The sequence below is a fragment of the Methylobacillus gramineus genome, from assembly GCF_020532675.1.
Classification (GTDB): Bacteria; Pseudomonadota; Gammaproteobacteria; order Burkholderiales; family Methylophilaceae; genus Methylobacillus; species Methylobacillus gramineus.
The window spans coordinates 1227156-1250854 of the sequence record NZ_JAJAVE010000001.1; the positions used below are offsets into that span (position 1 = coordinate 1227156).

The following is a 23699-nucleotide window of genomic DNA, read 5'->3' on the forward strand; positions in this document are numbered from 1 at the left end:
TTCCCCTATGAAAAAACGTGAATCACCCCTAAGACTAGCCAATTAGCAACAAAGTTTCAACCATATAGTTTTATATTGAGCTAAATAAATTCATCGGTTGGATAAAGATAAAAAAGTCAGTGGCTAATCGTGCAGCAAAATGAATCCATGATACATATATAAAGTTGAATGATTGCTCATCTTGCACACCCTCCCACATCCAAAGCTGGCAATGCTCAGGCGCTGGATGACACCACAGTTTCAGGCAAAAGCCTAAATCAAATCCAGTGGACTAGTTACTCCACGCCCGCCCTTATTCAGTACATGCGTGTAAATCATGGTGGTTGCCACATCGCTATGGCCTAGCAGCTCCTGCACCGTGCGGATATCGTAACCGCCTTCCAGCAAATGCGTGGCAAACGAGTGACGTAAAGTATGCGGTGTAGCGAGCTTGACCATGCCGCTATTCTGCACCGCTTTTTTCACGGCTCGCTGTACGGTTTTTTCATCCAGATGATGGCGGCGAATAAAGCCTGAACGCGGGTCAACCGATAGCTTGGCCGACGGAAACATGTATTGCCAAGACCACGATTTACCCGCATTGGGGTATTTCTTATCGAGCGCCATCGGCATATACACCTCGCCGTAGCCTGCGCTGATATCTTCTGCATGCAGCGTTTTCACTCGGGCAATATGTGTTTTTAGCGGGTCCACCAACGAGCCAGGCAACATGGTGATCCTGTCTTTCAAGCCTTTCGCCTCGCGAATCAGAATCTCGCGCCGGGTAAAATCATGTCCTTCACCCGCAAGCGCAGCACCTCCATAATGCGCATGCCGCTGCCATACAACATACTGGCGACCAACCACATGGAACCATCCAGCCGTGACAACAAAGTCTGCACTTCATCACGTGTCAGTACCACGGGCAGACGTTTGGGTGCTTTAGCCTAGGTTACATTATCCAGCCAGGCCAGTTCCATATCCAGCACTTCTTTGTACAAAAACAATATCGCACTCTTGGCCTGATTTTGCGTGGAAGATGACACGTTTCCATCCACGGCCAAATGCGTAAGAAACGCCTCTACATGGGCTTTAGACATAGTATTGGAGTGGGATTTATTGTGGAACAGAATGTAGCGCTTTATCCAGTCGACATAAGCTTTTTCTGTTCTGATACTATAATGCTTAACACGAATACGCCCCACGACTTGTTCCAACAACTTAGGCGGCTGATGTGCATCTGTAGAAGAAGTAGCCATGGTGTATTCCTTTAATTTTTATCATAAAATCAGGTGTACTAAATAAATAATAACACTTGTTTTTAATAAGAAAAATACACATGAAGAATTTATTATCCACCTGCCCCAATAAAAGATTAAGTGATTTATTGGGGTCTACTTTACGTTAGGGAAATATGTATCTTTGGAATATAAGGAAGTTAGCTAAAGATTTGGCTAACAGTAAAGTTACCGAGAAAAGCGGAATGCACTATTTTTTAGCCTCCTCCCTTCTCATCCTTTTTCAAACATATTACGCTCTGTGGTGGGGAGTTGAGCGGAACTGGCTTTTCTATTTTGAATTAGTGGTTTTATCAGTGATAGCCATATTTGGTTGTGTCGAAGCTTTTAGGGTAAACGGTGGAAACGCAGGGAGTAATTTTGTTCTCAAAGCTATATGTCTTTCTGTTCCAGTTGGAGTTAGGGTTGCAATATTCAGCATTCTTTTTGGTGAGCTACTAAATTTAAATGCACAAAGTATCTTTTCTGTTTCAACGTTTGCAAATCCATTACAGGCTTTCACAATAGTTAGTTATGCTGGTTTTATAGGTTTTAGTATTTTGTATTGGTGGTTACTCTATGTTGGTTTTAGTCAAATCCGCACCATTGAAAAAAAATGCTAATCCCTAACCCATCATTCAAGCGGGACTGGCTAAAGCCAGCCCCTTAATTCAAACGTTAGGCATCAGAGAGTCACCACGCGACGGTCGATTTACATACATCAGGGTGGTCACAATCAAAGGAGAAAGTAATGGCACGATGCACAGCACCAGTTCGAGGTCACAGTTCCGCAGCCGCCCGAGCGAACTGCCCTGCATGCAGTTCCCGCTATGGCAGAAGTTACGGCGGCTACAGTTCGCCTTACTCATCAGGCGGTGGCAGCAGCTACAGCGGTAGTGGAAGATCAATCGGGAGCGGCAGTTCAAGGCCGCGCTGGTCGCGCGCCGGCTCGTCCGTCTCGTATACGCCAGCTCAAGTGGCGTCGCTCACACCGGTACGTGAAGCTGTTGAGATCCAAACGGCAACTAAGCCAGATCTTCGAGACTGTTTCCTCTGTCACGCCTGGGACGACCGGCAAGGTGCCGCCAAGGAATTGCACGATTTGCTCGAAGCGGCTGGCGTCAAGGTTTGGTTCAGCGAAAAAGACCTTGGCCTTGGCGTGCCCATGATGCGCGCGATTGACAAGGGCTTGGCCGCCTCGAAAATAGGACTCGTTCTGGTTACCCCCGCATTGCTCGCACGCCTGCCGAAGGAGGGTGTTGCAGATAAAGAGCTTTCGACGCTCCTGCAAGGTAACCGGCTGGTGCCTATCGTGCACGGCACGACGTACACGGCACTTCGTGATGTCAGCCCCATGCTTGCTTCGCGAAGCGGCTTGGATACATCGGAAGACACAATGATGGTGATCGCAACCAAGATTGCCGAGCTAGTCGCCATTTGGAGCTGACATGCCTAACCCCTCCATCAAGCGGGACGCCTAACGGCGCCCCTTATGTCAAACGTTATGCGGCAAGACCAACTCTGGCACTTTGCGTCCAATGACCCCACAAGAGTCCCTTAGTTTCTTTGCAGGCCAGCTTGAACGCTCGTCCAACGGGCTCGCTGTGGCGCAGGCGTCCCGTAATTGGCGGTTGGCTGCGGTGAACTATGGTCAACTCTTCAAGTGCCACCTCATGCAAGGACTCATATCCTGGCGCTTACAGCAAGACCCAACAGAGTCCCTTTGCGAGGCACTCGCCGTTGTAGCCGAAGGCATTAGTACGCTGCGCACTTTGTCTCATTTGCCGGATGCTGAGAAGAACCTTCCTATTGGAAAAGCGGCCCTTCTTGCCAGCCTAACGGGCAAGCGCTTCGAAGTGGCAAATGCCGCGTGTGCAACTTTGCCGTTTGACTCACAGCTAGACTTCTTGCTAGCCACTTCTAGGCCCATTGATACAAAGCCCGCGTTACTGATTGCTGAGCTTCGCAAGAGCAAGCGAACCTCTCTCGCCGCAGAGACCTACCAGAACTACTTCGACATACTGGCGTCCGAAGGCGATTCCGAGAGGATTGAGGACCTGACAAAGCAAGGAGAGCTTCTCTTCGTTAAACGCGCTCGAGACTCCTTCTTTAGCGGTGGCGATCAAACCGAAGGTGGTGGGCCAGACAACAGTCTTGTCGTTGATTTCCGGCTCGCTGTTGCCCTAAAGCGCGCCCGGAAGCGCAGCAACTCGCTTCATGCCTGGGCTTGGTAGCCGTGAGTCATTGCCGCATAACCCATCATTCCACAGGACCTGCGCGAAAAGCCGCGCAGGCTGGTGAATTCAGACGTTAGGCCAAGTTAAAAACCATTGCCCTGGGAGGCAAGCATCCATTTGTGGGCTTAGTTGGGGTTTTAGGTTGGTGTAGTTTGATGTGTTAGCGGTTCAAGGGTTTGTTGGGCTAAGCACGGTAAGGTCAGTTAAGTTTGTGTTGGCGCTGTCAGTTTTGCGGTCTGTGGTTTTAAGTTACAGTTCAGGTATTCAACGGTTTGGGTAGATCGTTTTGCCATCATTTATTCATTGTCACGTTCAGCTCTCGTCTCACCAGCCTAACCCGTCCATCAAGCGGGACGCGCTAAAGCGCGCCCCTTATGTCATACGTTAGGCAATATATGGACTGGAAAATTTGGACATCTATTCTTTTTTTGGTGTCTTTTATTTTAATTTGGAGCTACCGCAAATACTTTCGTAAAGAAAATATAAAGTTTATTTTCTATACCATTACAAATTGCATAGCTTGCCCATTTGGTATATTTGCTTTCTCCTTTATTTTAGTTAAATGGGTTAAAGCAAAAGATATAGTTGGTACACCTAGTTGCTCACTTGAAAACTATCCAATTTGTTTTAGCGGTCATTGTGTATTTCTTGTGTTTTTGGTTTTGTTATTTTGTGTTTTTTCTATCTTAGCTTGGCGCGACTTTAGAAATAAACGCTTAGTCCCATTGGTCAACGAAAGAAATAACTTAAGACCTACTTTTGAAAGTGTTTATTATTCTCAATGGTTGATTGATAAAAATTGGATTGCTTTGCCAATACTTCTTATTTTGTTAATTGGCATCTGGTCAGGTGTCATTTAATGTCTCTGTCTAACCCGTCCATCAAGTGGGACGCGCTAAAGCGCGCTCCTTATGTCATACGTTAGAGCTAATGACCGATCACATGAAAATGAATGAGACATCTTCAAGCTACATAAAGGCTAAAAGTACTTTAGAGAAGGCGCTAGATGAAAAGAATGCTGTCCCTGAGCCTGTGGCTGGCGAACGCAAGCATGTCACTGCTCGACGTCTTAGAGCCGCGAAAAAGGTAGCCCAAGCACACTCTCAAGAGTTGAGTGTAAAATTACCAATGGGTGCCAACAAAAATGCAAATGTTACTAAGCTCTAACCCATCTATCAAGTGGGACTTGCTTGCGCAAGCCCCTTATGTCAAACGTTAGAGCGCAAATATGTCGTTAGCTTCATCAGAGCTTATCGCATATTACTTATCTGGTAAGCCACTGGTTTGCGAGCTAGAAGTAAATCCATACCTTTGTGAGTTCTGGCCGCAGGCAGAGTTGAATCAATATAATTTAGAGTATGAGGTGCCACAGTACGCCCCAGGTTTTTTTGGTTTTGCCACAAGTGGTGGCGGTGAGATGTTCGCTATTTCGCCCACAGGTTCAATAGTCTGCTTACCTTTCATTGGTATGGAGCCATCGGTGGCTTTACCAATTGCTCCATCTTGGTCAGTTTTTGAGGGCATGCTACAAAATGCGCTCTAACCCATCATTCAAGCGGGACGCCTAACGGCGCCCCTTAATTCAAACGTTAGAGGTCGTTAACATGTTCTCAACTGTTGATTTTGAGAAAATCCATTGGCACGACAACGCCATTCATGGATTTCGTATTCTTGAAGGTGAGCATTGCGGCGACTTGGCTTTCGACATTGACTACATCACCGAATGGTTATCTCCGGTGGAAGGAGCCTTTAGCTTTCGAGTGGCGCCTTCTGATCTCACGTTTCATGAGGTTTCAGATCTCATCATTTCGATTAATTACGCTGCCGCTACTGCAGCAGTACAGCCGATGGCTATTCATGAAATTCACCGTGAGGTTGTCACTTACCCCAATGGATACGCTTCGTTTGCATGGAAAATTGAGTTAAATTGGCCTCCCAATAGTCACTTTTCTTTCCAATCCAGCGGGTTCACACAGCATCAACGGATGGAGCCTATTACTACGGGCTCACAATATTTATCGCCTACGGATAGATCCCATGACCTCTAACCCATCCATCAAGCGGGACGCGCTAAAGCGCGCCCCTTATGTCATACGTTAGAAGTCTCAATGTCGAATCTCTCAGTCCTAGAGCGCCTTGAAGAATCCTTCGCAGCATTTCAGCGCGATGAAGTATCACGCCATGACTTCCTGCGCTTCCTGAATATCAGCATTGAAGCTCTAGAAGGGGTTCCGTACGGCGTTCGAGAAGAGCTAAGAAAGCACGAGAAAGACATTGAGACAGAGGGTTACTTTGAGGAAGAGGGTTTCGAATCAAAGCTACCTCAAGCCAAAGCAGCTCTTGCAAGGTGGCTGACCTCACTGAAAAAACTCTATGCTCAAGAAAACTTCTAACATTCCGGTCAAAGCCCCTACGGCCTCCGCTGGACGCTGCCCGATAAAGCGCCGCGCAGCGCCCTTTACCTAAAACGTTAGGCATTAATAATTGGGTGCAGTGTGATGGCGACGAAAGAGCAAGCCGAAATTCAGATAACCGAACTTTTGCGTGAGTTGAATAATGAAGAAAGTGAATATAGTTTTCACATTCCAGGCTGGTCGCCAGAGAATTCATCAATAGGCCTCAGGTGGATGAGAAGCCAATTATGTGAGGGCTTCTATGTTGCCTATAAAATTGAACATTCAGCAAAGCGTGTAAATCTTAAAAGTTGGGAGTTACCAGTTTGGGGCAGTTACATTGCCTAACCCATCATTCAAGCAGGACGCGCTAAATCGCGCCCCTTATGTCCAAAGTTGGACACAGGAGAAAAAAGTGTTGAAGAAAATTGCTGTACTACTGACGGTAGTTGCAACGTTTAACCTTGCGCGAGCTGAAGGAGGAAACAATGGATCGAGCGAAACTGCGCCGATTAAACGCATTGACGTATATGTTTTGCCCTATTACCAATCTGCACAATCGTTAGATGGGCACCCAACGGTGGACGTCGCTAAGGCGCTCAACGCCCAATTAGCATCTAATAATAAAGAGGACATCTTGGCTGTCAGGGACGCAATTCTGTCTCAGCCACAGCGTATTACGCCAATGACCCTGATGGTACTTGCCATCAGGCTTTATGATGTTGAGCTACGTGACGACGCTGTTTTTTGGTTCCATGCGGCTAAGAACCGCTATATCACAATGTCTGACGTACTCAATGTCAAATCCCCCGGACTAAACCAGGTGTATGAAGCTGTTAAAGGCTTTGCCACACTTGCAGGTCCATTTATCAATAGTTATGCGTTCTGTGATCTGGCTAAACAGCATGATGCAAGTACAAGAGCTATCACATGGACTGAGAAGAATCCTTATGAAGTGATGTTCATGGAACAGCTTCCCGCGCTACCTGGTGATCGTTCCGAGAACCTAAAAAAATCTATCGCCAGTCTCAAAGAAAGTGCCCTGAAGGAGCAACAATATTTGAGTGATCCAAAGACTCAAGAGGAGTTTAAGAGAAAGCGTAATGAGCAACATGTCCCTGAGCAATTCTGTTGGTCCGCATGAACTCTATGCCCAACCCTTCATTCCACCGGACCTCGCGCCTACGGCGCGATCCCGGTGAATTCAAACATTAGGCTTAACCAATTTCCTCCATGAACTATGCACCGAGATTATCCAAAATGCGTCATATATATCACCCCATTCGAGAGCTCGTGATCAGCTTGACCGCAGTCGCGTGTTAGCGGCTTCATCATGATGCAGACTCAACGCTTCTAAATATTCACGCTCTACCGCTTGTTTGAGCCAAGAATCAATCATCAATCCCTTGGCAATGTGCGCTAAATAGCCTTGCAATCATCTTTGACACTTTATCTCAGCACGCATGATGGTGGCGCTTGCATTTACAGGTACTATCTATCCCCACCAATTCAAGAGATACCATTTCCTAATGCAAAGTGAAGTAAAAGAGTCCGTCAGGTACGCCGTGGTTGCGGCAGTTCAGCTGCCCAGTGTGAGCGACATTGAGTTTGAATCCTCCCTTAGCGAACTGCGCGAACTTGCAAAAACACTCGGTTACGAGGTCGTACACACATTTGTGCAGAAGCGCGCAGGCTTCGATATCACGGGCTATCTTGGTGTGGGTAAGCGCGAGGAAATACGTCACTATGTGAGCAATGAATCCGGGGATGCCGAATCTCAAGAGTCTAATCCTAGTTTTCGCAACATTGAGGCCGTGCTGGTTGACCACGAAATTTCCCCATCCCAAGCGCGTAACCTGGAAAAGGAAGTTGGTTGCGAGGTGATGGACCGTACCATGGTCATCCTTGAAATCTTTCACCGGAATGCCCGCTCACGGGCAGCGCGTGCCCAGGTAGAGATTGCACGTCTTGGCTATATGGCGCCACGGTTGCGCGAAGCAGCGAAACTGGCCGGCCCACAGGGACGTCAGCGTAGCGGTGCTGGTGGTCGCGGAGGCGGTGAGTCACACACTGAACTGGATAGACGCAAGATTCGCGACCGCATTGCTGAATTGCAACAGGAAATCGTTGTGATGGATGGCGAGCGCAAGACGCAGCGCGCGCGCCGGCAAGAGCGCCAAGGCCTGGCGGCTGTCGCCCTGGTAGGGTATACCAATGCAGGCAAATCAACTTTGATGCGCGCACTGACAGGCAGCGAGGTGCTGGTGGCGAACAAGCTTTTCGCCACACTGGATACCACGGTACGGGCATTGTATCCAGAGAGCGTTCCACGCGTGCTGGTCAGCGATACCGTCGGCTTCATCAAGAACCTGCCACATGGCCTGGTCGCCTCTTTTAAATCTACGCTTGATGAGGCGCTGGATGCATCATTGCTACTGCATGTGATTGATGCAAGCGATCCTGGTTTTGAGCGCCAGCTTGAGGTGACAGATAAAGTGCTTGAGGAAATCGGCGCGGATGTAGTGCCACGTATTCGCGTATTTAACAAGATTGATTACGTTGGCGACGCAACAGCACAAGCTGAGTGTGAGGCCAATCTGCGATTAAAGTACCCGGATTGCATCGTCATGAGTGCCCGCCGCCCGGATGAAGTGGCGATGCTGCGCCAGAAGCTTGTCGATTTTTTCCAGCAGGACCTGGTTGAAACCGAGATTTTTCTACCTTGGTCAGCACAACAATTACGCGGCAAAATTTACGCCACCTGTGAGGTATTAAGCGAGCGCTCGGAGAATGATGGTACTTTCTTCACTGTTCGCGGCGATCCCCATGACCTAAATCACCTGCGTGAACAGTTATTGCAGTTCTAGACGCTGCAGGTTCCGTTCGCAAGGATTGATCGCGATACGGCAGAAAGGAAAAGCTTGAGGTGAAGGGCAAAGTCTGGCACAAAAGCATGTGCCGCAATGACATCTTGGGTTAGATCATTACTCCCCAGCTTGCGCCAACTTAATAAACGCCTGCACATCTGTTTCACTGATGCCCAGGTAGATCTGTTTGGCGATGCCTTGTTTTCCCAACCGTACTAGTGTCACATCAAAACGGCTTTGGTATTCTCCACCAGCCAACGCGGCAAGCGCCCGGCAGCGATTTGCAACACTCAGCCCCAGACTCGATAGGGTGACACTCTTTCAACGCGTAGGGTAGACATTGCGCAGTATTAACAAGGCTGTATCCATCCCAGCGCACTCATGTCAATTTGCATGTCGGCTTGCCAGCGAGTAGCAGGACGGCGTCACTCGCAGGCCTCGATCCGCCGTACTGCGCTTATCCTTGATGAGCCACGAGAAATATGCTCAATTCATGCTAAATTAGATGTTGATCTAAATTAAGACAACGTATTCAAGGGTAGATAGATCATGGGCATGTTAGACAATTTCGTTCCTGTAGGATGCAAAGCATGCAGGGACAAGACCAAGCTAGGTATCGATTTCACGATGGCGTTCCAGCCGATTGTGGATATTTCGAATAACAGCATATTCGGTTACGAGGCACTGGTTCGCGGAATCAATAATGAAGTCGCCGCCAGTATCCTCTCTCAACTTAATGATGAAAACCGCTATCTTTTTGATCAGTCCATTCGTGTCAAAGCCATAGATCTGGCAAAACAGCTTGATTTGCAGGGCATGCTAAGCATCAACTTTCTTCCCAATGCAGTTTATAAACCGGAAACGTGCATACGTGCCACGCTGGAAGCGGCTGCAGAGGTTAACTTCCCTACCGACAGGATCATTTTTGAAGTAACCGAAGGCGAGCGAATCATTGATAACGAGCACCTTCGTAATATTTTTATTGAATACAAGAAACATAATTTCACAACGGCGATTGATGATTTTGGCGCTGGCTACGCAGGGCTGAACTTACTCGCGGACTGGCAGCCCGACATCATCAAGCTGGATATGGCAATGACACGCAATATCCACCAGGACCGCGTTCGAAGAGCCCTGGTGTTCGGCATATTGTCGATTTGCCGCGAACTCTCCATCAAGGTCATTGCAGAAGGCATTGAGGCCAGGGAAGAATGCCTGACCCTGGCGGACGAAGGCGTCACATTGTTTCAGGGATATTTTTTTGCCAAGCCGGGGTTTGAATGTCTGCCTCAAATCCCTGATGAGATATGGCCATTGGTTAAATCTCGCCGAACCCGTGATAGCCGAAGATAGGGCTGTTTTGATCACCAAAGGTGATGGCAGGCGCTTGGGTCTTGGGCTAATTCTGCTTTACCAAAGCGCTGGAAACCTGACCATTTTGTCATCCCTGCCATATCCAGCCAGCACATAAACATCATTACATTCTGATTCAATGAACAATGTCCATCTATACAACGGACACAGTGGGGTAGGATCAATCAGGGACAGCGCTCAATTCATGAATTAATTCATGAATCATAGATGAGTTGCAGTTGCCATCCTGCCGCCCTTCTCACGCAAACGGCAAATCCCCATCTGCCTTGCCCACCACGCCTACCTGATGCACGGCTTTCATGAAATCTGGATCTTCATGCAGGGCAACCATATCGGCCGGATGCCTGCGACCATGCATGCGGGCCAGGCGCGCCAGGCTTTGCGCGGAGATATCCCACTTGAGGTTGGCCAGCAACTCATCTGCTTTGTCAGGCTGGTTGCATAGCAGCACCATGTCACAGCCAGCATTCAGTGCTGCCAGTGCACGCTGAGTCACGTCACCCGCTACCCCGGCGCCTTCCATGGAAAGATCATCGCTGAAAATCACGCCATTAAACTCAAGACGTTGACGCAAGACTTTCTGCAGCCAGCGTTCGGAGAATCCAGCAGGCTTGTCATCCACTTTGGGATAAATCACGTGGGCTGGCATGATGGCCTGAATGCCATCATCAATCAGCTGGCGAAAGGTCTGCATATCAGATTGGGCAATCTGGTCAAACTCGCGCTCATCCACAGGGATCGCCACATGAGAATCTGCCACCACATAGCCATGGCCGGGGAAATGCTTGCCTACCGCTGCCATGCCACCACGCTTGAGCCCTTGCAGCAATGAAAACGCCAGCTCATTGATGGCCTGTACATTGCCATGAAAAGCACGATCCCCAATCACCTGGCTCTCGCCATAATCCATGTCCAGCACAGGGGTGAAGCTGAAATCCACGCCATGAGCACGCAGCTCTGCCGCAATGATCCAGCCTGCCTCTTCAGCCAGCTGGCGTGCTTTGCGTGGATGCTCATCCCATATCTTGCCGAATTCACGCATGGGTGGAATCTTGCTGAATCCTTCGCGGAAACGTTGCACCCTGCCGCCCTCATGATCCACCGCAATCAGCAAGGGTGGCTGGCGTACGGCATGAATGCTGTCGGTCAGGGCCTTGAGCTGATTTGGTGATTGAAAGTTGCGCGCAAACAAAATAACCCCACCCACCAGCGGATGCTGGATGCGGCGAATATCTTCCTTGGATAACTCAGTGCCAACCACATCGAGCATGACGGGTCCCAGGGACATAGGCAAAATCCTTTCTATAATGGTGACGCTAATGCGTTTTCAGGGAAAACGGGGTGAAATTGGTATCATGGTCGTAGTAATCTTCGTTCTCGGCTTTCTTGAGCCATGCCACGACCTTATAAGTGACTGGCGTCAATACTACCTCAACACCGACCTTGGCAAGAAACTGTGCCCCCATGACAAGTAATAGCTTGTCATCCGGGATGATGCCACTCCCGTAAAATGCCAGTGGGTAAAACAGCAACGAATCCACGCCTTCGCCAAAAATGGTCGAGCCTATGGTGCGGGCCCAAAGCCAGCGACCATTGGTCCAGACTTTCATCTTGGCCAGCACGACAGAGTTAATGAACTCGCCGCAGGCAAAAGCGATCAAGCCCGCGAGGGAAATACGCCAGGCAGAGCCAAATGCCACTTCATAAATGTGCTGGTTTTCCCAGAAAGGCGCTGGCGGCAGCGCCACAATCACCCAGGCCATGGCCGAGGCAAAGGCAAGTGCCGCAAAGCCGGTCCAAATCACCCTGCGCGAGCGGGCATAGCCATACACTTCAGTGAGGACATCGCCAAACACATAAGAGATCGGGAAGAACAATACGCCAGCGCCAAACGTCAATGTGCCGATCAGGGGCAAGTCAATTTGGGAAATTTTGGCTGGGCCAATCAGGTTGGAGCACACCAGCACAGTGACGAAAGCCACCATGACAAAGTCATAATATCGATAACTGCGCTGCCCTTGAGTGCTCTTACTCATGTCCACGCCCTCACCGATATCGCTGGTTTATCTTGCACGCTTGATATCCCAGGCATCGCGCAACTGGTCACCCAATACATTGATCGCCAGTACCAAAGACATCAGGCTGAACCCGACTGCCAGCACATAATGTGGCGCTACCAGCAAATAACGCACCCCATCCTTGAGCATGGATCCCCAGGAGGCATGTGGGGCCTGTATACCGAGCCCAAGAAACGACAGACTGGCCTCGGCGATCACCAACCCTGCAATGCTATAGGTTGCCTCCACCACCAGCGGCGCTGCGAGTAAGGGCAACATATGCCTGCGCATGATGCGCATCACCGGTGCCCCCAACGACTCTGCAGCAAGCACATGCTGGCGATGGCGCAAGCTCAGTGCCTGGGCACGCGTCAGGCGTGCATAACCAACCCAGGACGTCATGCACAATGCCAGCAAGAGATTATTCAGCCCAGGCCCCAATACCGCGGCAAATGCAATCGCCAGTAAAATACCGGGAAATGCCAGGAATACATCGGTCACCTGCATCAGCAAACGATCTACCCAGCCACCAAAATAGCCAGCAATCAATCCGACCAGGGTACCGACTGTCAATGTGATTGAGGTCACCAACAGCGCCACCAACATGGAAACGCCAGCCCCCGCCAGCAAGCGCGCTACTATGCTGCGGCCAAGATCGTCGTTGCCTAGCCATGCCTCAGTATTGGGCAAAGCCAGCACCTTTTCCAGGTTGATATGGTCAGGCTGCAGGTCTATCAGATGTGACAGCAATACTGCACATGACCAGAATATCAGCACAAGATAGGGCCAGCGCTTCATTTGGCAAACCTGATACGAGGATCCAGCCTGCTATACAATAGGTCTGTCATCAGGTTAACCATCACATATGTCAGCGCAATGACCAACACACAGGCCTGGGTCACCGGATAGTCACGCTTTTCTATGGATTCAACCAGCAATCTGCCTACCCCTTCCCAACTAAATACGGTTTCGGTAATCACCGCCCCTGCCAGCAAACCGCCAAGCTGCAAGCCAAGCACTGTGACTATCGGCAACAAGGCCGCACGCAGGGCATGACGCAATATCACCTGTTGCTCTTCAATGCCTTTTGCCCGTGCAGTGCGCACAAAGTCCTCATGCAATACTTCCAGCAAGCTGGCACGGGTCATCCTCGTGAGAATGGCTGCTAGCCCCAATCCCAGCGTCATGGCTGGCAGCAGAATGGAAAGACTATTGCCCATACCACTGACAGGCAACAGCCCCAGCCACAAACCAAACATCAACATCAACAGAGGACCGAGCCAGAAATGCGGCATCGCGGATAAAGAAAGACTGAGTATGGTCGCAAGACTGTCAGGCCATCTGCCAGCACGCAATGCTGCCACGATACCCAGCGGCAAACCAATCATCACGGCGATCAGCAAAGAGACGAGTGCTAAGGACGCAGTAGCAGGAATGCGTTCTTTCAAGGATTGGGCAATCGGTTTGCGGGTATGGATGGAACGACCAAAATCGCCTTGCGCCAGCGCTTTCAGATACTGTCCAAACTGGACGGGCAAAGGCTGATCCAGGCCCAGCTCGGCGCGCAGCTTGGCACGATCCGCCATAGGGGAAGACTCACCCAGCATCACCTCTACCGGATCGCCTGGTACAAGGTGCACGAGCAGGAAGGTCAACAACACGACCCCGAATACCACAGGCACCACAGCCAATAAGCGCTTAATCATCCAGCACCAGCACCGTGGTTGAAATGGGAACCAACTCAAACAATTCCGCCACCTCATGGTTACGCATGCGGATGCAGCCATGGGAATGTGGCTCGCCCATGGGCTCGGTATCCGGCGTGCCGTGGATATAGATGTAGCGCTGCATGCTGTCTACATTGCCGAGGCGGTTGTAGCCTGGTTCACAACCAGACAGCCAGAGTATGCGGGTTAATATCCAGTCACGCCCAGGATGTTGCTCGCCTAATTCCCTGCTCCAGATTTCACCGGTAGGCCTGCGGCCACGGAACACAGCGCCTACAGGCATCTCTGCTCCTATTTTGGCTCGGACAAGGTGGCGCCCGCGTGGGGTGCAATAGCTGTTTTTCTGCTCCCCTGCCCCGTTCAAAGCGGTTGATATCACATAGTCACGCAGCACTTTCTCCTGCTCATCGATCAGGCGCAAACGTTGTTGGCGCAGGGATATTTCAATATGCATCACCATGACTTACAAGGCGTTCCTGCCGGGGAATACAGACTTGAACTTATTGCGTTTTACCTTGGCCAGCCCATCCCAGTTTCCATCAGGTTGAAGCACATAGCCGACAATGTGTTTGCGCACCGCAACAAACTGGCCTTCATACCAGAGCGGGATGTAAGGCAATTGCTCATGCAAGCGACTAGCCACGTTTTTCCAGTCACTGACAGTGATCAGCTCATCCACCTGGCGATCCACATACCGACCACGATTAGCGCCCATGGGAGGGATGGAGGTGGAGTGAAATGCCTGATGATAAATCTCCGGTGTCTTGATCCCAACCCACATCAGGCCATACAACTGGAAATTACCGCGCTTGATGTCTTCAAAAAAAGTGCCCCAGTCCAGACTGCGGATTTCCAGTTCAAACCCAGCCTGCTGCATTTGAGCCTGCATCATGGTTGCCAAGCGTACACGCTGAGCATCAGTCGACGTTTTATACACCAGCTTCAATGGCAGCTTGATTCCTGCCTGCTTGAGCAACTCACGCGCGGCAACCGGATTGTATGCATGGGCTGCAAGATCAGGATTACCCGCCCAGTGTTCAGGTGGCAATATGGTTTCAGCGAGCCGACTGCTACCAACGAGCGCATGCTTGATGATGGCCTCACGATCTATGGCATGGGCTAGTGCCTGCCGGACCAGCGGGTTCTGCAATTGCGGATCAGCAAAATTAAGACCAAGGTAGGCAAAATTGGTGCCGGTAGATTCAATCACGTTAATGACTGGCTGTTTTTTAAGGTAATTGACCAGTTCGGGAGGCAAATCGCCCTGCAGCATATCCGTTTCACCACGCACCAGCTTGAGGACACGTACGGTGGGGTCGCGGATTTCCTCAAAAGAAAAACGCTGATGGTCATCAAGACGTTCAAGCTTGAGTTCCCTGTGCCAGGAAACAAACTTCAACGGACCACTGCCAACAGGCTCTTGCGAGAAATCATGCTGCCGGGCAATCAACTCGGCTGGCAGAATGCCGAGCACCAAGCGCGACGGGAAGTTGCTATCGGCATCCTGCAGAAAGAAATCCAGCGTATTTTCATCGCGTACTTCTATCTTGTTGATATTGGCAAACTCAGCCGCATGAGGCGAGTCAGGAAGCTCCTTCACCGACTGATAGGTAGCGGCCACATCTTCTGCTGTCAGGTAACGTCCATCATGAAAATGTCGACCTTCACTCCCCAGGGTAAAACGAAACAACCGAGGCGATAGTACACGCCAGCTGGCAATGGCTGCCTTTGGCATATAGTGCTCATCAAAATCCACCAGTGAGCGATACAACAAACGATTGACGCGTGCGGAAGCCGCATCGGTGGCATAGCGTGGATCCAGCGTCTGGGGTAACTGGCTTACCGCGCTACGAATATCGTCGTGACTGCCGGTGCGACTGCAAGCATCCAACAATACCAGCATGGCCACTGCAATAGTGGCTAGTACTGCCAGGCGCGCCATCAGCCTGAAACTCATCTGGCAATCTTCTCAAAAATCGCAATCGACTCCACATGGGCGGTATGCGGGAACATATTAATGATGCCACCTGCCAGCATGCGGTACCCTTTAGCGTGGACCAGCGTACCGGCATCCCGCGCCAGGGTGGCAGGGTTGCAGGACACATAGACAATTCGTTGTGGTGCATGACCATCCTTGGTTTCGGGATCATCCATATCAGGCAGGGACTTGATCAACTCCTGCGCACCATCGCGCGGAGGATCTATCAACCATTTATCAAAATGACCAAGGGACTGCAAGGCCTGTGGCGTCATCTTGAACAAGTCAGCCTCCTGGAAATCCACCTGCCCCTGCAAACCATTGAGGGCAGCGCTCTCATGGGCGCGCGCCACCAGCGCCGCGGAACCTTCCATGCCAAATACCGACGCCCCACTCCGTGCAATCGGTAAAGTAAAGTTACCTAGCCCACAGAAGAAATCAGCAATACGCTCGCCTGGTTGGGGTTCCAGCAGTTGCATGGCTCGGCGCAACATCACACGGTTGATCTGTGGGTTGACCTGGGTAAACTCACTCGGCTGGAACGGGTATACCAGGTCAAATTCAGGTAAGGAGTAACTAAGATCCGGGCCATCCAATGGATAAAATGGCTGTATCGTGTCCACGCCCTGGCTCTGCGTCCAGATCTGCACGCCAAACTTGTCGGCAAATGCCTTGATCACCGGTGTATCCTGCGGCTGTAAAGGCTCCAGTATGCGCAACACCAGTACCGTGGCATGTTCCCCCACTGCCACTTCAATCTGCGGCACACGCTCACGGATACTCAGCGCTTCCACAAAATGCTGCATCGGCACAATCAGGTCAGAGATGCGCGGCGGCAACACCTTGCAACTATTGATATCAGCGACATAGCTGCTGTTTTTCTCATTAAACCCTACCAGCACCCCGCCTTTTTTCGCAACATACCTGACGCGCAACCTGGCTTTATGCCGATATCCCCAGGCAGGACCATAAATGGCTGGCAACATGCGCTCAGCTCGTGTCTTGCCTATATGCCAGAGATTAGCTTCCAGCATGCGTTGCTTGGCCGCTACCTGGCCGGAGAACTCCAGATGCTGGATGGCACACCCGCCGCAGACGCCAAAATGGGCGCACGCCGGTGTCACCCGCAAATGGGAAGCCTGCAGAATGTCGACGGCATCTGCAATCTCATAACTGGCTTTACGACGATGGGATTGAAAGGTTACACGCTCCCCCGGCAGTGCACCGTCAATAAAGATCGTCTTGCCACCCACATGGGCAACACCGCGACCTTCCTGGTCCAGGGATTCAATAAGGGCAATAGGATTATTCATGCATTGATTCGAGTAAAGCCAAGATGTCAATCCAGCAGGCGCATAAGGCCGCTGGTTCAGTTGTGCCAGTGTTGTAGAAATTCCTGCCAATGAGGGCCGGGGTAAGTTGCCAGCGTGTCTCGCACCAGTTGAATTTCGCTGGCATAAGTTGCATGATCCAAGGCGCCGCGCATCAATTGAAAGCGCAAAAACACCAGATAGGTATTCGCCACATCGGTTTCACAGTAATCACGGATCGCGTTGATTTCACCGTTGACGTAGGCATCCCAGACCTTGCTGCCATCCATGCCCAGCTTGCCGGGGAAGCCACATAACTGTGCCAGGTCATCCAGCGGCGCATTGGCGCGGCCATTGAACATGGCTAGCAAATCCATCAGGTCCAGATGACGCGTATGGTAACGACTGATGTAATTATTCCATTTGAATTCACGGTCATCGTCGCCCATATCCCAATAACGGGGGGCCACTATGCCATGCACCAGGCCACGATAATGCAATACCGGCAGGTCAAATCCGCTGCCATTCCAGGACACCAGATTGGGCGTGTACTTTTCTATCCCGTCATAAAAACGCTGGATAATCTCATGCTCCGGGGCATCCGCAGCGCCCAGCGTCCATACGCGGAAACTTTCACCCTCGCGCAGCGCACAGGAAATAGCCACCACCCGATGCTGATGCAAGGGCAGAAACTCACTGCCATTCTGCTGGCGGCGTTTGTGAAAGGCCACGCGTGCAACATCCTCATCCCTTGTCTCTGCGGGCAATCCATATAGTTTGCGCAGGCCATCGGTATCGGGAACGGTTTCAATATCAAATATCAGCGTAGGTGTCATGTGCGTGCGTCGTTTGTGTCAGTCTTGATCCGTTATTTCTTTACCCAGCCACTACCATCCTGATAGTACCAACCACCCTGGGCCTTCTGGATCCAGCGCTGTGCAAAGGTACTACGCACCTCAGCCTCCCACTCGGGATGGCCGTTACCGCTGGCAATTTCCTTGTAAAGCGCATTACGGTCACTATTTTCTGCGGCAACCAGCGTATTGAGGTTCTGGCGCTGAGCTAGCGGTACTGCATTCGCATCACGCACCGCCACCAGGCCATCACGTGTAAATCCTACCGCGCCACTGGCATAAAATCCCGCCAACTGCCCATGCCTGGACTGCATAGTATTCTTGATACTGGAAATAGCCGGGGTATTGATCTCAAGGTCAGCCGCAGCCTGTACCAGGGGTGCAGCCACCAAGAGAGAAAGCAGCATGCTGCATGCAAGGAATTTTCTCATTTATTTATTCTCCTGTTTGCTGTTACTATCGGCAGGCACAGCCTTGCCGTCGGTTTTTTCCTTAAGCTGCCAGACATCATCAATGATGCGGTCAGCCGCTTTTTCCGCGGCAGCTGCCGGGAAGTAAATATTAATAGTGACGCAGGCAGAGAGTGCCAACATCAATGCCAGCGGCAGTGCCCAGATAGTGGTTTTCAACATTCAGTTACCCTTATTCATTTACTTGATCACCGGCTTGCTGTTACCTTCGGTCACGCGTTTAAGACGCGCGAGTAGATCGCTCCAGCCCACATTGTGATTGTACCCCATGACCGTAATCGCCGGGATGCCGCTGCCCTTCACGATCACATAACCTTGTGGCGTGTACTCCACCCCACTCATCTGGCAGACATCATTGCGCAACTGGCATTTCCAGCCAATTTGCTTGTAATTAAACTCACTGAAAAACCGCAACACACTGCGTTGTATGGCAGCAGCGGCCCCTGCTCCCCCTAGAGAAGTAATATTTTCTACCGCACGCTGGGAGATTTTCTTGCGGTAATTGCCAGGGCTGCTACGCAAACTCGCATCAAACTTTACCGGCTGCCAATTGGATAGCTCAAGGTTCTGCACATCACCATCCAGCTTGCCTTCAATCGCGCCAAAAGAGAACGTCCGGGTAATGTCACCCAAATCCAGCTGGCGCATTGTCACATGGGCATTGAGTCTGGGGCCCAGGCCCAGCGGGGTTTGCATGTTCAGGCCGCTCACGGAAATATTACCGTTGAACAGCTGAAACAACAGATCACCATCCGCGACCAGATTGCCGCCACTATAGGTCACCATGGGAATAGCCGCGGCCACCTTCCCTTCCATGCGCGGCCAGCCAAGTGCATGACTCAGCTCCGGCATGGAGATAGGCACCAGATTGGCCCGCAAATGCCAGTGCCAACTGCCACCGACCCGTGCTGCCGAGACATCGGTAAGACTGAGGGCACCATCCAGAATGGGGAGGTACAGCTGTGAGGTCGTCACAGAATACCGATCAACATCCGCCATGATACTGGCCTGGCCCAGAGGAATTTTCAGCAGGTGACCGCTTTCATAAGCCAATTGCATGACTTGCGGATCATCGTAAGACCAGGGAATCCGGGTATTGATTTTATAGAGCGTAAAACGACCATTCTGGTCCTCCACATCCGCATCCTTCAAATCCAGCAGAAAGGAACGCAACTCACCATGCGCGACGGTCAGCTTCAAGCTGGCGCGCCCCTCAAGCTCTAACTTGTCCAGTGCTGTATTTTCCAGCATGGGTTGCAATAACAATGGATAGAGCGCCGCGATATTCAGATCATCGGCATTCAACTGAACATCATCCAGCTGACCATGAATCCATTTCCCACTGAGTTTGGCTGATCCCACTTTGTTTAAAGACAGGTCAGCCTGGCTGACTGTCAGTACACCATCGTCCCAGCTACCATTAGCCACCAGTTGGTGCCCAGCGTCAGGAAAATAGAATGGCTGCCAGAATAGCTCTCCATTTTTCCAATCCAGCTTGGCTTGCCACTGCCATTGCTGTTTTTTGTGCACAACATCAAATCCCAGACTGGCTGTAAGCTTTTCTCCCGCACGCAAACCGGCTGCATCACTGAATGACGCTTGTTTGATATCGAGCAACGCACTATAACGCTCACCATTTTCAACACGGGTTTGCGTCAATTCGAACGAGAATGGGAGTTGGATATTTTGCGCAGCAAGCTTGCCATCCTGACACCGCCAATGCCCACGCCTGGGGCTCATCAGTGCCGTGCAGCCTAGACTAGCCTCAGTCCACTGCTGATCATCGCGGGCTTTGACCTGGCCTTGCAGGCTGACTTTTCCATCGAGATCGAACTGGGCTTTAAGGTTTCGGATATTGCCAGCTTCAAGCTCTACCTTATCGGCTTCTATGCTAATCGAGCTGACGGCATAGGCAGGGGTTATGCCCAATACCAACGCCCAGCAAGCAAACAGTGTTATCAAGCAAGCATTGACGAAATGGGTAGCACGGCAATCTAGAAAGGCCTGGCTGAACACCAGGCCGGACACATCTTGGGCATCTACCCTATTCAGGAAACACCCCGGTAGAAAGGTAGCGATCACCACGATCGCAGACAATGGAGACAATCACGGCATTCTCCAGGGTTTTGGATAATTGCAGTGCAGCATATAAAGCCCCACCTGAAGAAATACCAGCAAAAATACCTTCCTGCTGGGCCAGCTTCAGTGTTGTTTTCTCGGCGTCCTTCTGGCTGACATAGATCAGCTCATCCACCCGACTTCCATCATAAATGGTAGGCAAATATTCCTCTGGCCACTTCCGGATGCCAGGAATTTGCGCGCCTTCTTCAGGTTGTACCCCTATGATGCGGATGTCAGGATTCTGTTCCTTGAGATAGCGGGAAGTGCCCATGATGGTGCCTGTAGTGCCCATGCTGGAGACGAAATGCGTGACCTTGCCGCCGGTATCGCGCCAAATCTCAGGGCCTGTACCTTCATAATGCGCCAGCGGGTTGTCCTGATTACCAAACTGATCCAGCACAATGCCCTCGCCTTCAGCCTGCAGCTTCAATGCAACATCCCGTGCCAACTCCATGCTGCCATCTCTAGGCGTCAACACAAGCTCGGCACCAAAGGCTTTCATGGTCTGGCGCCTCTCGATACTCTGGTTGTCAGGCATCACCAGCACCATTTTATAGCCCCGCATGGCAGCGGCCATGGCAAGCGCAATGCCAGTATTACCAGAGGTCGCCTCAATCAGGGTATCGCCAGGCTGGATATCGCCGCGCTCTTCTGCGCGTTTGATCATGGAAAGCGCAGGTCTATCCTTGACGGAACCAGCGGGATTGTTACCTTCCAGCTTGAGCAGAATCGTGTTGCTGCTGTTGCCACCCAGGCGTTGCAGCTTGACCAGCGGGGTGTTGCCTACAAAATCATCCAGTGTCTTATACATTCAATTCTCAATCATGTTCTATGGGGCAATCGCATGCAGAAACCATGCGCAGCCAATCATTCAAGCCTTGCGTTTGAGGAACACCAGCAGGATGGCAAACACCGTCAGGCCAGCAAATGCAATCAGCGAAAGCTGCGGAATAGTGAAACCAAACAGCGTCCAGTCTATGGCAGAGCACTCGCCTGTGCCCTTGAAGATCAAGTCCAGCGCTTTTTTCAGCGGGAAAGTCTCCATGATGTAATCAAAACCAGCGCCGCACTCGGCCATGACTTTGTCAGGATTGGCCTGGATCCAGGCATGACGTGCAGCAATACCGATACCCGTGACAGCTGCAAGCACCTGCAACAGGCCATAAATTCTGCGTCCCACTACGCCAGGATTATGCAGAGCGGCGATCAGGAACAAAACGCCCAAGCCCATAAAGGCGATACGCTGGGAAATACACAGGGGACATGGCTCAAGATGGTGCTTCTGTTGAATATAGAGAGCAAAGCCGACCAGGCCGAAGCTGATAAGGAAACCCAGCAAATAGCCACTTCTGCCAGCAAACAGTTTATTGAACATGGTAATAGTCCCAGCGCTTATAATTAAACACTCGCAATTGTAACGGATAGCGCTTGTTCACACTATTTTGCAGACATTAATAATCAGTGAGCAGGCAAAAAAACAGGCATGACAGACTCCCAACGCGTATTGAGCGTCAGCGAACTGAACCGCATGGCGCGTGAATTACTCGAACGCAGCTTCCCCTTGTTCTGGATCAGTGGGGAAATCTCCAACCTGACCCGCGCCGCCTCTGGTCACTGGTACTTTTCGCTCAAGGATCAGGGTGCACAAGTACGTTGCGTCATGTTCCGTGGTCGCAATAGCTATCTGGACTGGATTCCCAAGGAAGGAGACAAGGTAGAGGCACGCGCCGTGGTCACCTTGTATGAAGCCCGTGGCGATTTTCAGCTTACGATTGAATTTCTCCAGCGTGCCGGACTAGGTTCTCTGTATGAAGCCTATGAAAAACTCAAGGCCAAGCTGGAGGCAGAAGGACTGTTTTCCGCCGAATTCAAACAGCCTATCCCAGCGCATCCACGCCAAATCGGCATCGTGACTTCAGCAGATGCCGCCGCCTTGCGCGATGTGCTCACCACTCTCAGGCGCCGCATGCCTGCCGTTAATGTGGTGATTTACCCTACACCAGTGCAGGGTAAAGGCGCCGCTGAGCTGATTGCAAATGCCATTCGTACTGCCGATGCCAGAGCCGAGTGTGATGTGCTGATTGTCTGCCGTGGCGGCGGTAGCATAGAAGACCTGTGGCAATTCAATGAAGAAGTGGTCGCCCGTGCCATCCATGCTTGCCGCCTGCCCGTAATCAGTGCGGTCGGCCATGAAACAGACTTCACCATTGCCGACTTTGTTGCCGACCACAGGGCGGCCACCCCCACTGCCGCTGCCGAACTCACCACGCCAGACCGCCTGTCACTGCTGCAAGGCGTAGGGCAACTATCGCAAAGGCTGGAACGCACGCTACGCAACCTGCTCAATCAACGTGCCCAACACCTGGATTATTTAAGCCGGCGTTTATTGTCTCCCCTGCAACAGGTGGCGCATCGCCGCAACCACTTGCAACAGCTGCATCTGCGCCTGCAACACGGCATGGAACGCCAGTTGCAGAAACAGCGTCAACAATTATTGCGACTGCAGCAAAACCTGTCGCACCTGAATCCGAATGCCGTATTACAGCGTGGATATGCACTGGTTGAGAAAACCAATGGTGAATTGGTATACGACAGCAAGCAACTGGCACCTGGCGACAATGTCAGGCTTAAACTCGGCACAGGCTCTGCAGATGCCGAAATCAAATCTGTAAAACCCTGAATGAATGTTGTGCAGCCAGCGATCATGTAAAGATCACCATGAGTGAATTTGTAACGTATTTACAGGAAATGCTGCAGGATCTTGGCAGCCTGCATGCACGGCGCATGTTTGGCGGCTATGGACTTTATCACGACGGCCTCATGTTTGCCCTGATCGCAGATGACACGCTATACCTGAAGGCTGATGATGAAAGCCGCCCACATTTTGAAGCGCTTGGCCTGCCGTGTTTTGAATACCGTAGGCAGGAGCGTATCGTCAAAATGTCTTACTACCAGGCACCGGCCGATATGCTGGAAGAACGTGAACAGGCAACGCTCTGGGCCAAACGCGCCTATGCGGCAGCCCTGCGTGCCAGGCCGCATCAAGATTAATCCA

Annotated in this window: 28 protein-coding genes and 1 pseudogene; 14 read left to right on the top strand and 15 right to left on the bottom strand. The window is 51.1% G+C overall.

Features of this window, described 5'->3' with window-relative positions:
* Window positions 1–252 precede the first annotated feature (252 nt).
* A pseudogene (locus LG201_RS14430) lies at window positions 253–1238 on the bottom strand (integron integrase).
* Window positions 1239–1429: 191 nt separating this feature from the next.
* Here LG201_RS14430 and LG201_RS05695 point away from each other — a divergent pair.
* The 11 genes from LG201_RS05695 (at window position 1430) to hflX (ending at window position 8753) form a co-directional block, all read left to right on the top strand.
* Window positions 1430–1879, top strand: coding sequence for a hypothetical protein (locus LG201_RS05695; protein ID WP_226771193.1), 450 nt, complete (start codon window positions 1430–1432; stop codon window positions 1877–1879).
* Between the two features lie 353 nt (window positions 1880–2232).
* The gene (locus LG201_RS05700) at window positions 2233–2703 is read left to right on the top strand and encodes a toll/interleukin-1 receptor domain-containing protein (protein ID WP_226771194.1); all 471 of its coding nucleotides are present in this window, start codon (window positions 2233–2235) and stop codon (window positions 2701–2703) included.
* Between the two features lie 91 nt (window positions 2704–2794).
* Window positions 2795–3490, top strand: a complete 696-nt coding sequence (locus LG201_RS05705; RefSeq protein ID WP_226771195.1) for a hypothetical protein — start codon at window positions 2795–2797, stop codon at window positions 3488–3490.
* 398 nt (window positions 3491–3888) lie between these two features.
* On the top strand, window positions 3889–4353 hold the full coding sequence (locus LG201_RS05710; RefSeq protein ID WP_226771196.1) for a hypothetical protein: 465 nt from the start codon (window positions 3889–3891) through the stop codon (window positions 4351–4353).
* Window positions 4354–4435: 82 nt separating this feature from the next.
* A complete protein-coding gene (locus LG201_RS05715; RefSeq protein ID WP_226771197.1) occupies window positions 4436–4660 on the top strand; it encodes a hypothetical protein in 225 nt (74 codons plus the stop codon).
* A 61-nt stretch (window positions 4661–4721) separates the two neighbouring features.
* Window positions 4722–5036 carry a hypothetical protein gene (locus LG201_RS05720; RefSeq protein WP_226771198.1) on the top strand — a complete coding sequence of 105 codons (315 nt, stop codon included), beginning with the start codon at window positions 4722–4724 and terminating at the stop codon, window positions 5034–5036.
* A 61-nt stretch (window positions 5037–5097) separates the two neighbouring features.
* On the top strand, window positions 5098–5541 hold the full coding sequence (locus LG201_RS05725) for a hypothetical protein (protein WP_226771199.1): 444 nt from the start codon (window positions 5098–5100) through the stop codon (window positions 5539–5541).
* A 60-nt stretch (window positions 5542–5601) separates the two neighbouring features.
* A complete protein-coding gene (locus tag LG201_RS05730) occupies window positions 5602–5886 on the top strand; it encodes a hypothetical protein (RefSeq protein ID WP_226771200.1) in 285 nt (94 codons plus the stop codon).
* A gap of 105 nt (window positions 5887–5991) precedes the next feature.
* Window positions 5992–6234: a hypothetical protein gene (locus LG201_RS05735; RefSeq protein WP_226771201.1), complete on the top strand. Its 243-nt coding sequence runs from the start codon at window positions 5992–5994 to the stop codon at window positions 6232–6234.
* A 67-nt stretch (window positions 6235–6301) separates the two neighbouring features.
* Window positions 6302–7030, top strand: coding sequence for a hypothetical protein (locus tag LG201_RS05740; RefSeq protein WP_226771202.1), 729 nt, complete (start codon window positions 6302–6304; stop codon window positions 7028–7030).
* Window positions 7031–7415: 385 nt separating this feature from the next.
* Window positions 7416–8753, top strand: a complete 1338-nt coding sequence (hflX, locus tag LG201_RS05745) for a GTPase HflX (protein ID WP_226771203.1) — start codon at window positions 7416–7418, stop codon at window positions 8751–8753.
* Between the two features lie 117 nt (window positions 8754–8870).
* Here the strand turns inward: hflX and LG201_RS05750 are convergent, their stop codons facing one another.
* A complete protein-coding gene (locus LG201_RS05750) occupies window positions 8871–9011 on the bottom strand; it encodes a hypothetical protein (protein WP_226771204.1) in 141 nt (46 codons plus the stop codon).
* A gap of 297 nt (window positions 9012–9308) precedes the next feature.
* Here LG201_RS05750 and LG201_RS05755 point away from each other — a divergent pair, with 297 nt between their 5' ends.
* Entirely contained in the window at window positions 9309–10106 is a 798-nt protein-coding gene (locus LG201_RS05755; RefSeq protein ID WP_226771205.1) for an EAL domain-containing protein, read from the top strand.
* 259 nt (window positions 10107–10365) lie between these two features.
* Here the strand turns inward: LG201_RS05755 and nagZ are convergent, their stop codons facing one another.
* Genes nagZ through LG201_RS05820 form a run of 13 tightly spaced genes read right to left on the bottom strand, consistent with a single transcriptional unit; the run spans window position 10366 to window position 22019 of the window.
* Window positions 10366–11415 (bottom strand): beta-N-acetylhexosaminidase, encoded by a 1050-nt coding sequence (gene nagZ / locus LG201_RS05760; protein WP_226771206.1) that lies wholly within the window; start codon window positions 11413–11415, stop codon window positions 10366–10368.
* A gap of 28 nt (window positions 11416–11443) precedes the next feature.
* Window positions 11444–12163: a queuosine precursor transporter gene (locus tag LG201_RS05765; protein ID WP_226771207.1), complete on the bottom strand. Its 720-nt coding sequence runs from the start codon at window positions 12161–12163 to the stop codon at window positions 11444–11446.
* A 27-nt stretch (window positions 12164–12190) separates the two neighbouring features.
* Window positions 12191–12982, bottom strand: coding sequence for an ABC transporter permease (locus LG201_RS05770; RefSeq protein ID WP_226771208.1), 792 nt, complete (start codon window positions 12980–12982; stop codon window positions 12191–12193).
* A complete protein-coding gene (gene nikB / locus LG201_RS05775) occupies window positions 12979–13890 on the bottom strand; it encodes a nickel ABC transporter permease (protein WP_226771209.1) in 912 nt (303 codons plus the stop codon). Before nikB ends, LG201_RS05770 begins: the two co-directional genes overlap by 4 nt.
* Window positions 13883–14365, bottom strand: a complete 483-nt coding sequence (locus LG201_RS05780; RefSeq protein ID WP_226771931.1) for a L,D-transpeptidase — start codon at window positions 14363–14365, stop codon at window positions 13883–13885. The genes nikB and LG201_RS05780 overlap by 8 nt, the downstream gene beginning before the upstream one ends.
* A gap of 9 nt (window positions 14366–14374) precedes the next feature.
* Window positions 14375–15868: an ABC transporter substrate-binding protein gene (locus LG201_RS05785; protein WP_226771210.1), complete on the bottom strand. Its 1494-nt coding sequence runs from the start codon at window positions 15866–15868 to the stop codon at window positions 14375–14377.
* A complete protein-coding gene (rlmD, locus tag LG201_RS05790) occupies window positions 15865–17202 on the bottom strand; it encodes a 23S rRNA (uracil(1939)-C(5))-methyltransferase RlmD (RefSeq protein ID WP_226771211.1) in 1338 nt (445 codons plus the stop codon). Before rlmD ends, LG201_RS05785 begins: the two co-directional genes overlap by 4 nt.
* 56 nt (window positions 17203–17258) lie before the next feature.
* Window positions 17259–18035, bottom strand: a complete 777-nt coding sequence (locus tag LG201_RS05795; protein WP_226771212.1) for a 3'-5' exonuclease — start codon at window positions 18033–18035, stop codon at window positions 17259–17261.
* Between the two features lie 32 nt (window positions 18036–18067).
* Entirely contained in the window at window positions 18068–18484 is a 417-nt protein-coding gene (locus tag LG201_RS05800) for a YdbL family protein (RefSeq protein ID WP_226771213.1), read from the bottom strand.
* Window positions 18485–18685 carry a hypothetical protein gene (locus LG201_RS05805; protein ID WP_226771214.1) on the bottom strand — a complete coding sequence of 67 codons (201 nt, stop codon included), beginning with the start codon at window positions 18683–18685 and terminating at the stop codon, window positions 18485–18487.
* 18 nt (window positions 18686–18703) lie between these two features.
* Entirely contained in the window at window positions 18704–20629 is a 1926-nt protein-coding gene (locus tag LG201_RS05810; protein WP_226771215.1) for a translocation/assembly module TamB domain-containing protein, read from the bottom strand.
* Entirely contained in the window at window positions 20568–21455 is an 888-nt protein-coding gene (cysM, locus tag LG201_RS05815) for a cysteine synthase CysM (protein WP_226771216.1), read from the bottom strand. The genes LG201_RS05810 and cysM overlap by 62 nt, the downstream gene beginning before the upstream one ends.
* A gap of 60 nt (window positions 21456–21515) precedes the next feature.
* Window positions 21516–22019, bottom strand: a complete 504-nt coding sequence (locus LG201_RS05820; protein WP_226771217.1) for a disulfide bond formation protein B — start codon at window positions 22017–22019, stop codon at window positions 21516–21518.
* Window positions 22020–22127: 108 nt separating this feature from the next.
* Here LG201_RS05820 and xseA point away from each other — a divergent pair, with 108 nt between their 5' ends.
* The gene (xseA, locus tag LG201_RS05825) at window positions 22128–23324 is read left to right on the top strand and encodes an exodeoxyribonuclease VII large subunit (protein WP_226771218.1); all 1197 of its coding nucleotides are present in this window, start codon (window positions 22128–22130) and stop codon (window positions 23322–23324) included.
* A 38-nt stretch (window positions 23325–23362) separates the two neighbouring features.
* Window positions 23363–23695 (top strand): TfoX/Sxy family protein, encoded by a 333-nt coding sequence (locus tag LG201_RS05830; protein WP_226771219.1) that lies wholly within the window; start codon window positions 23363–23365, stop codon window positions 23693–23695.
* Window positions 23696–23699 lie beyond the last annotated feature (4 nt).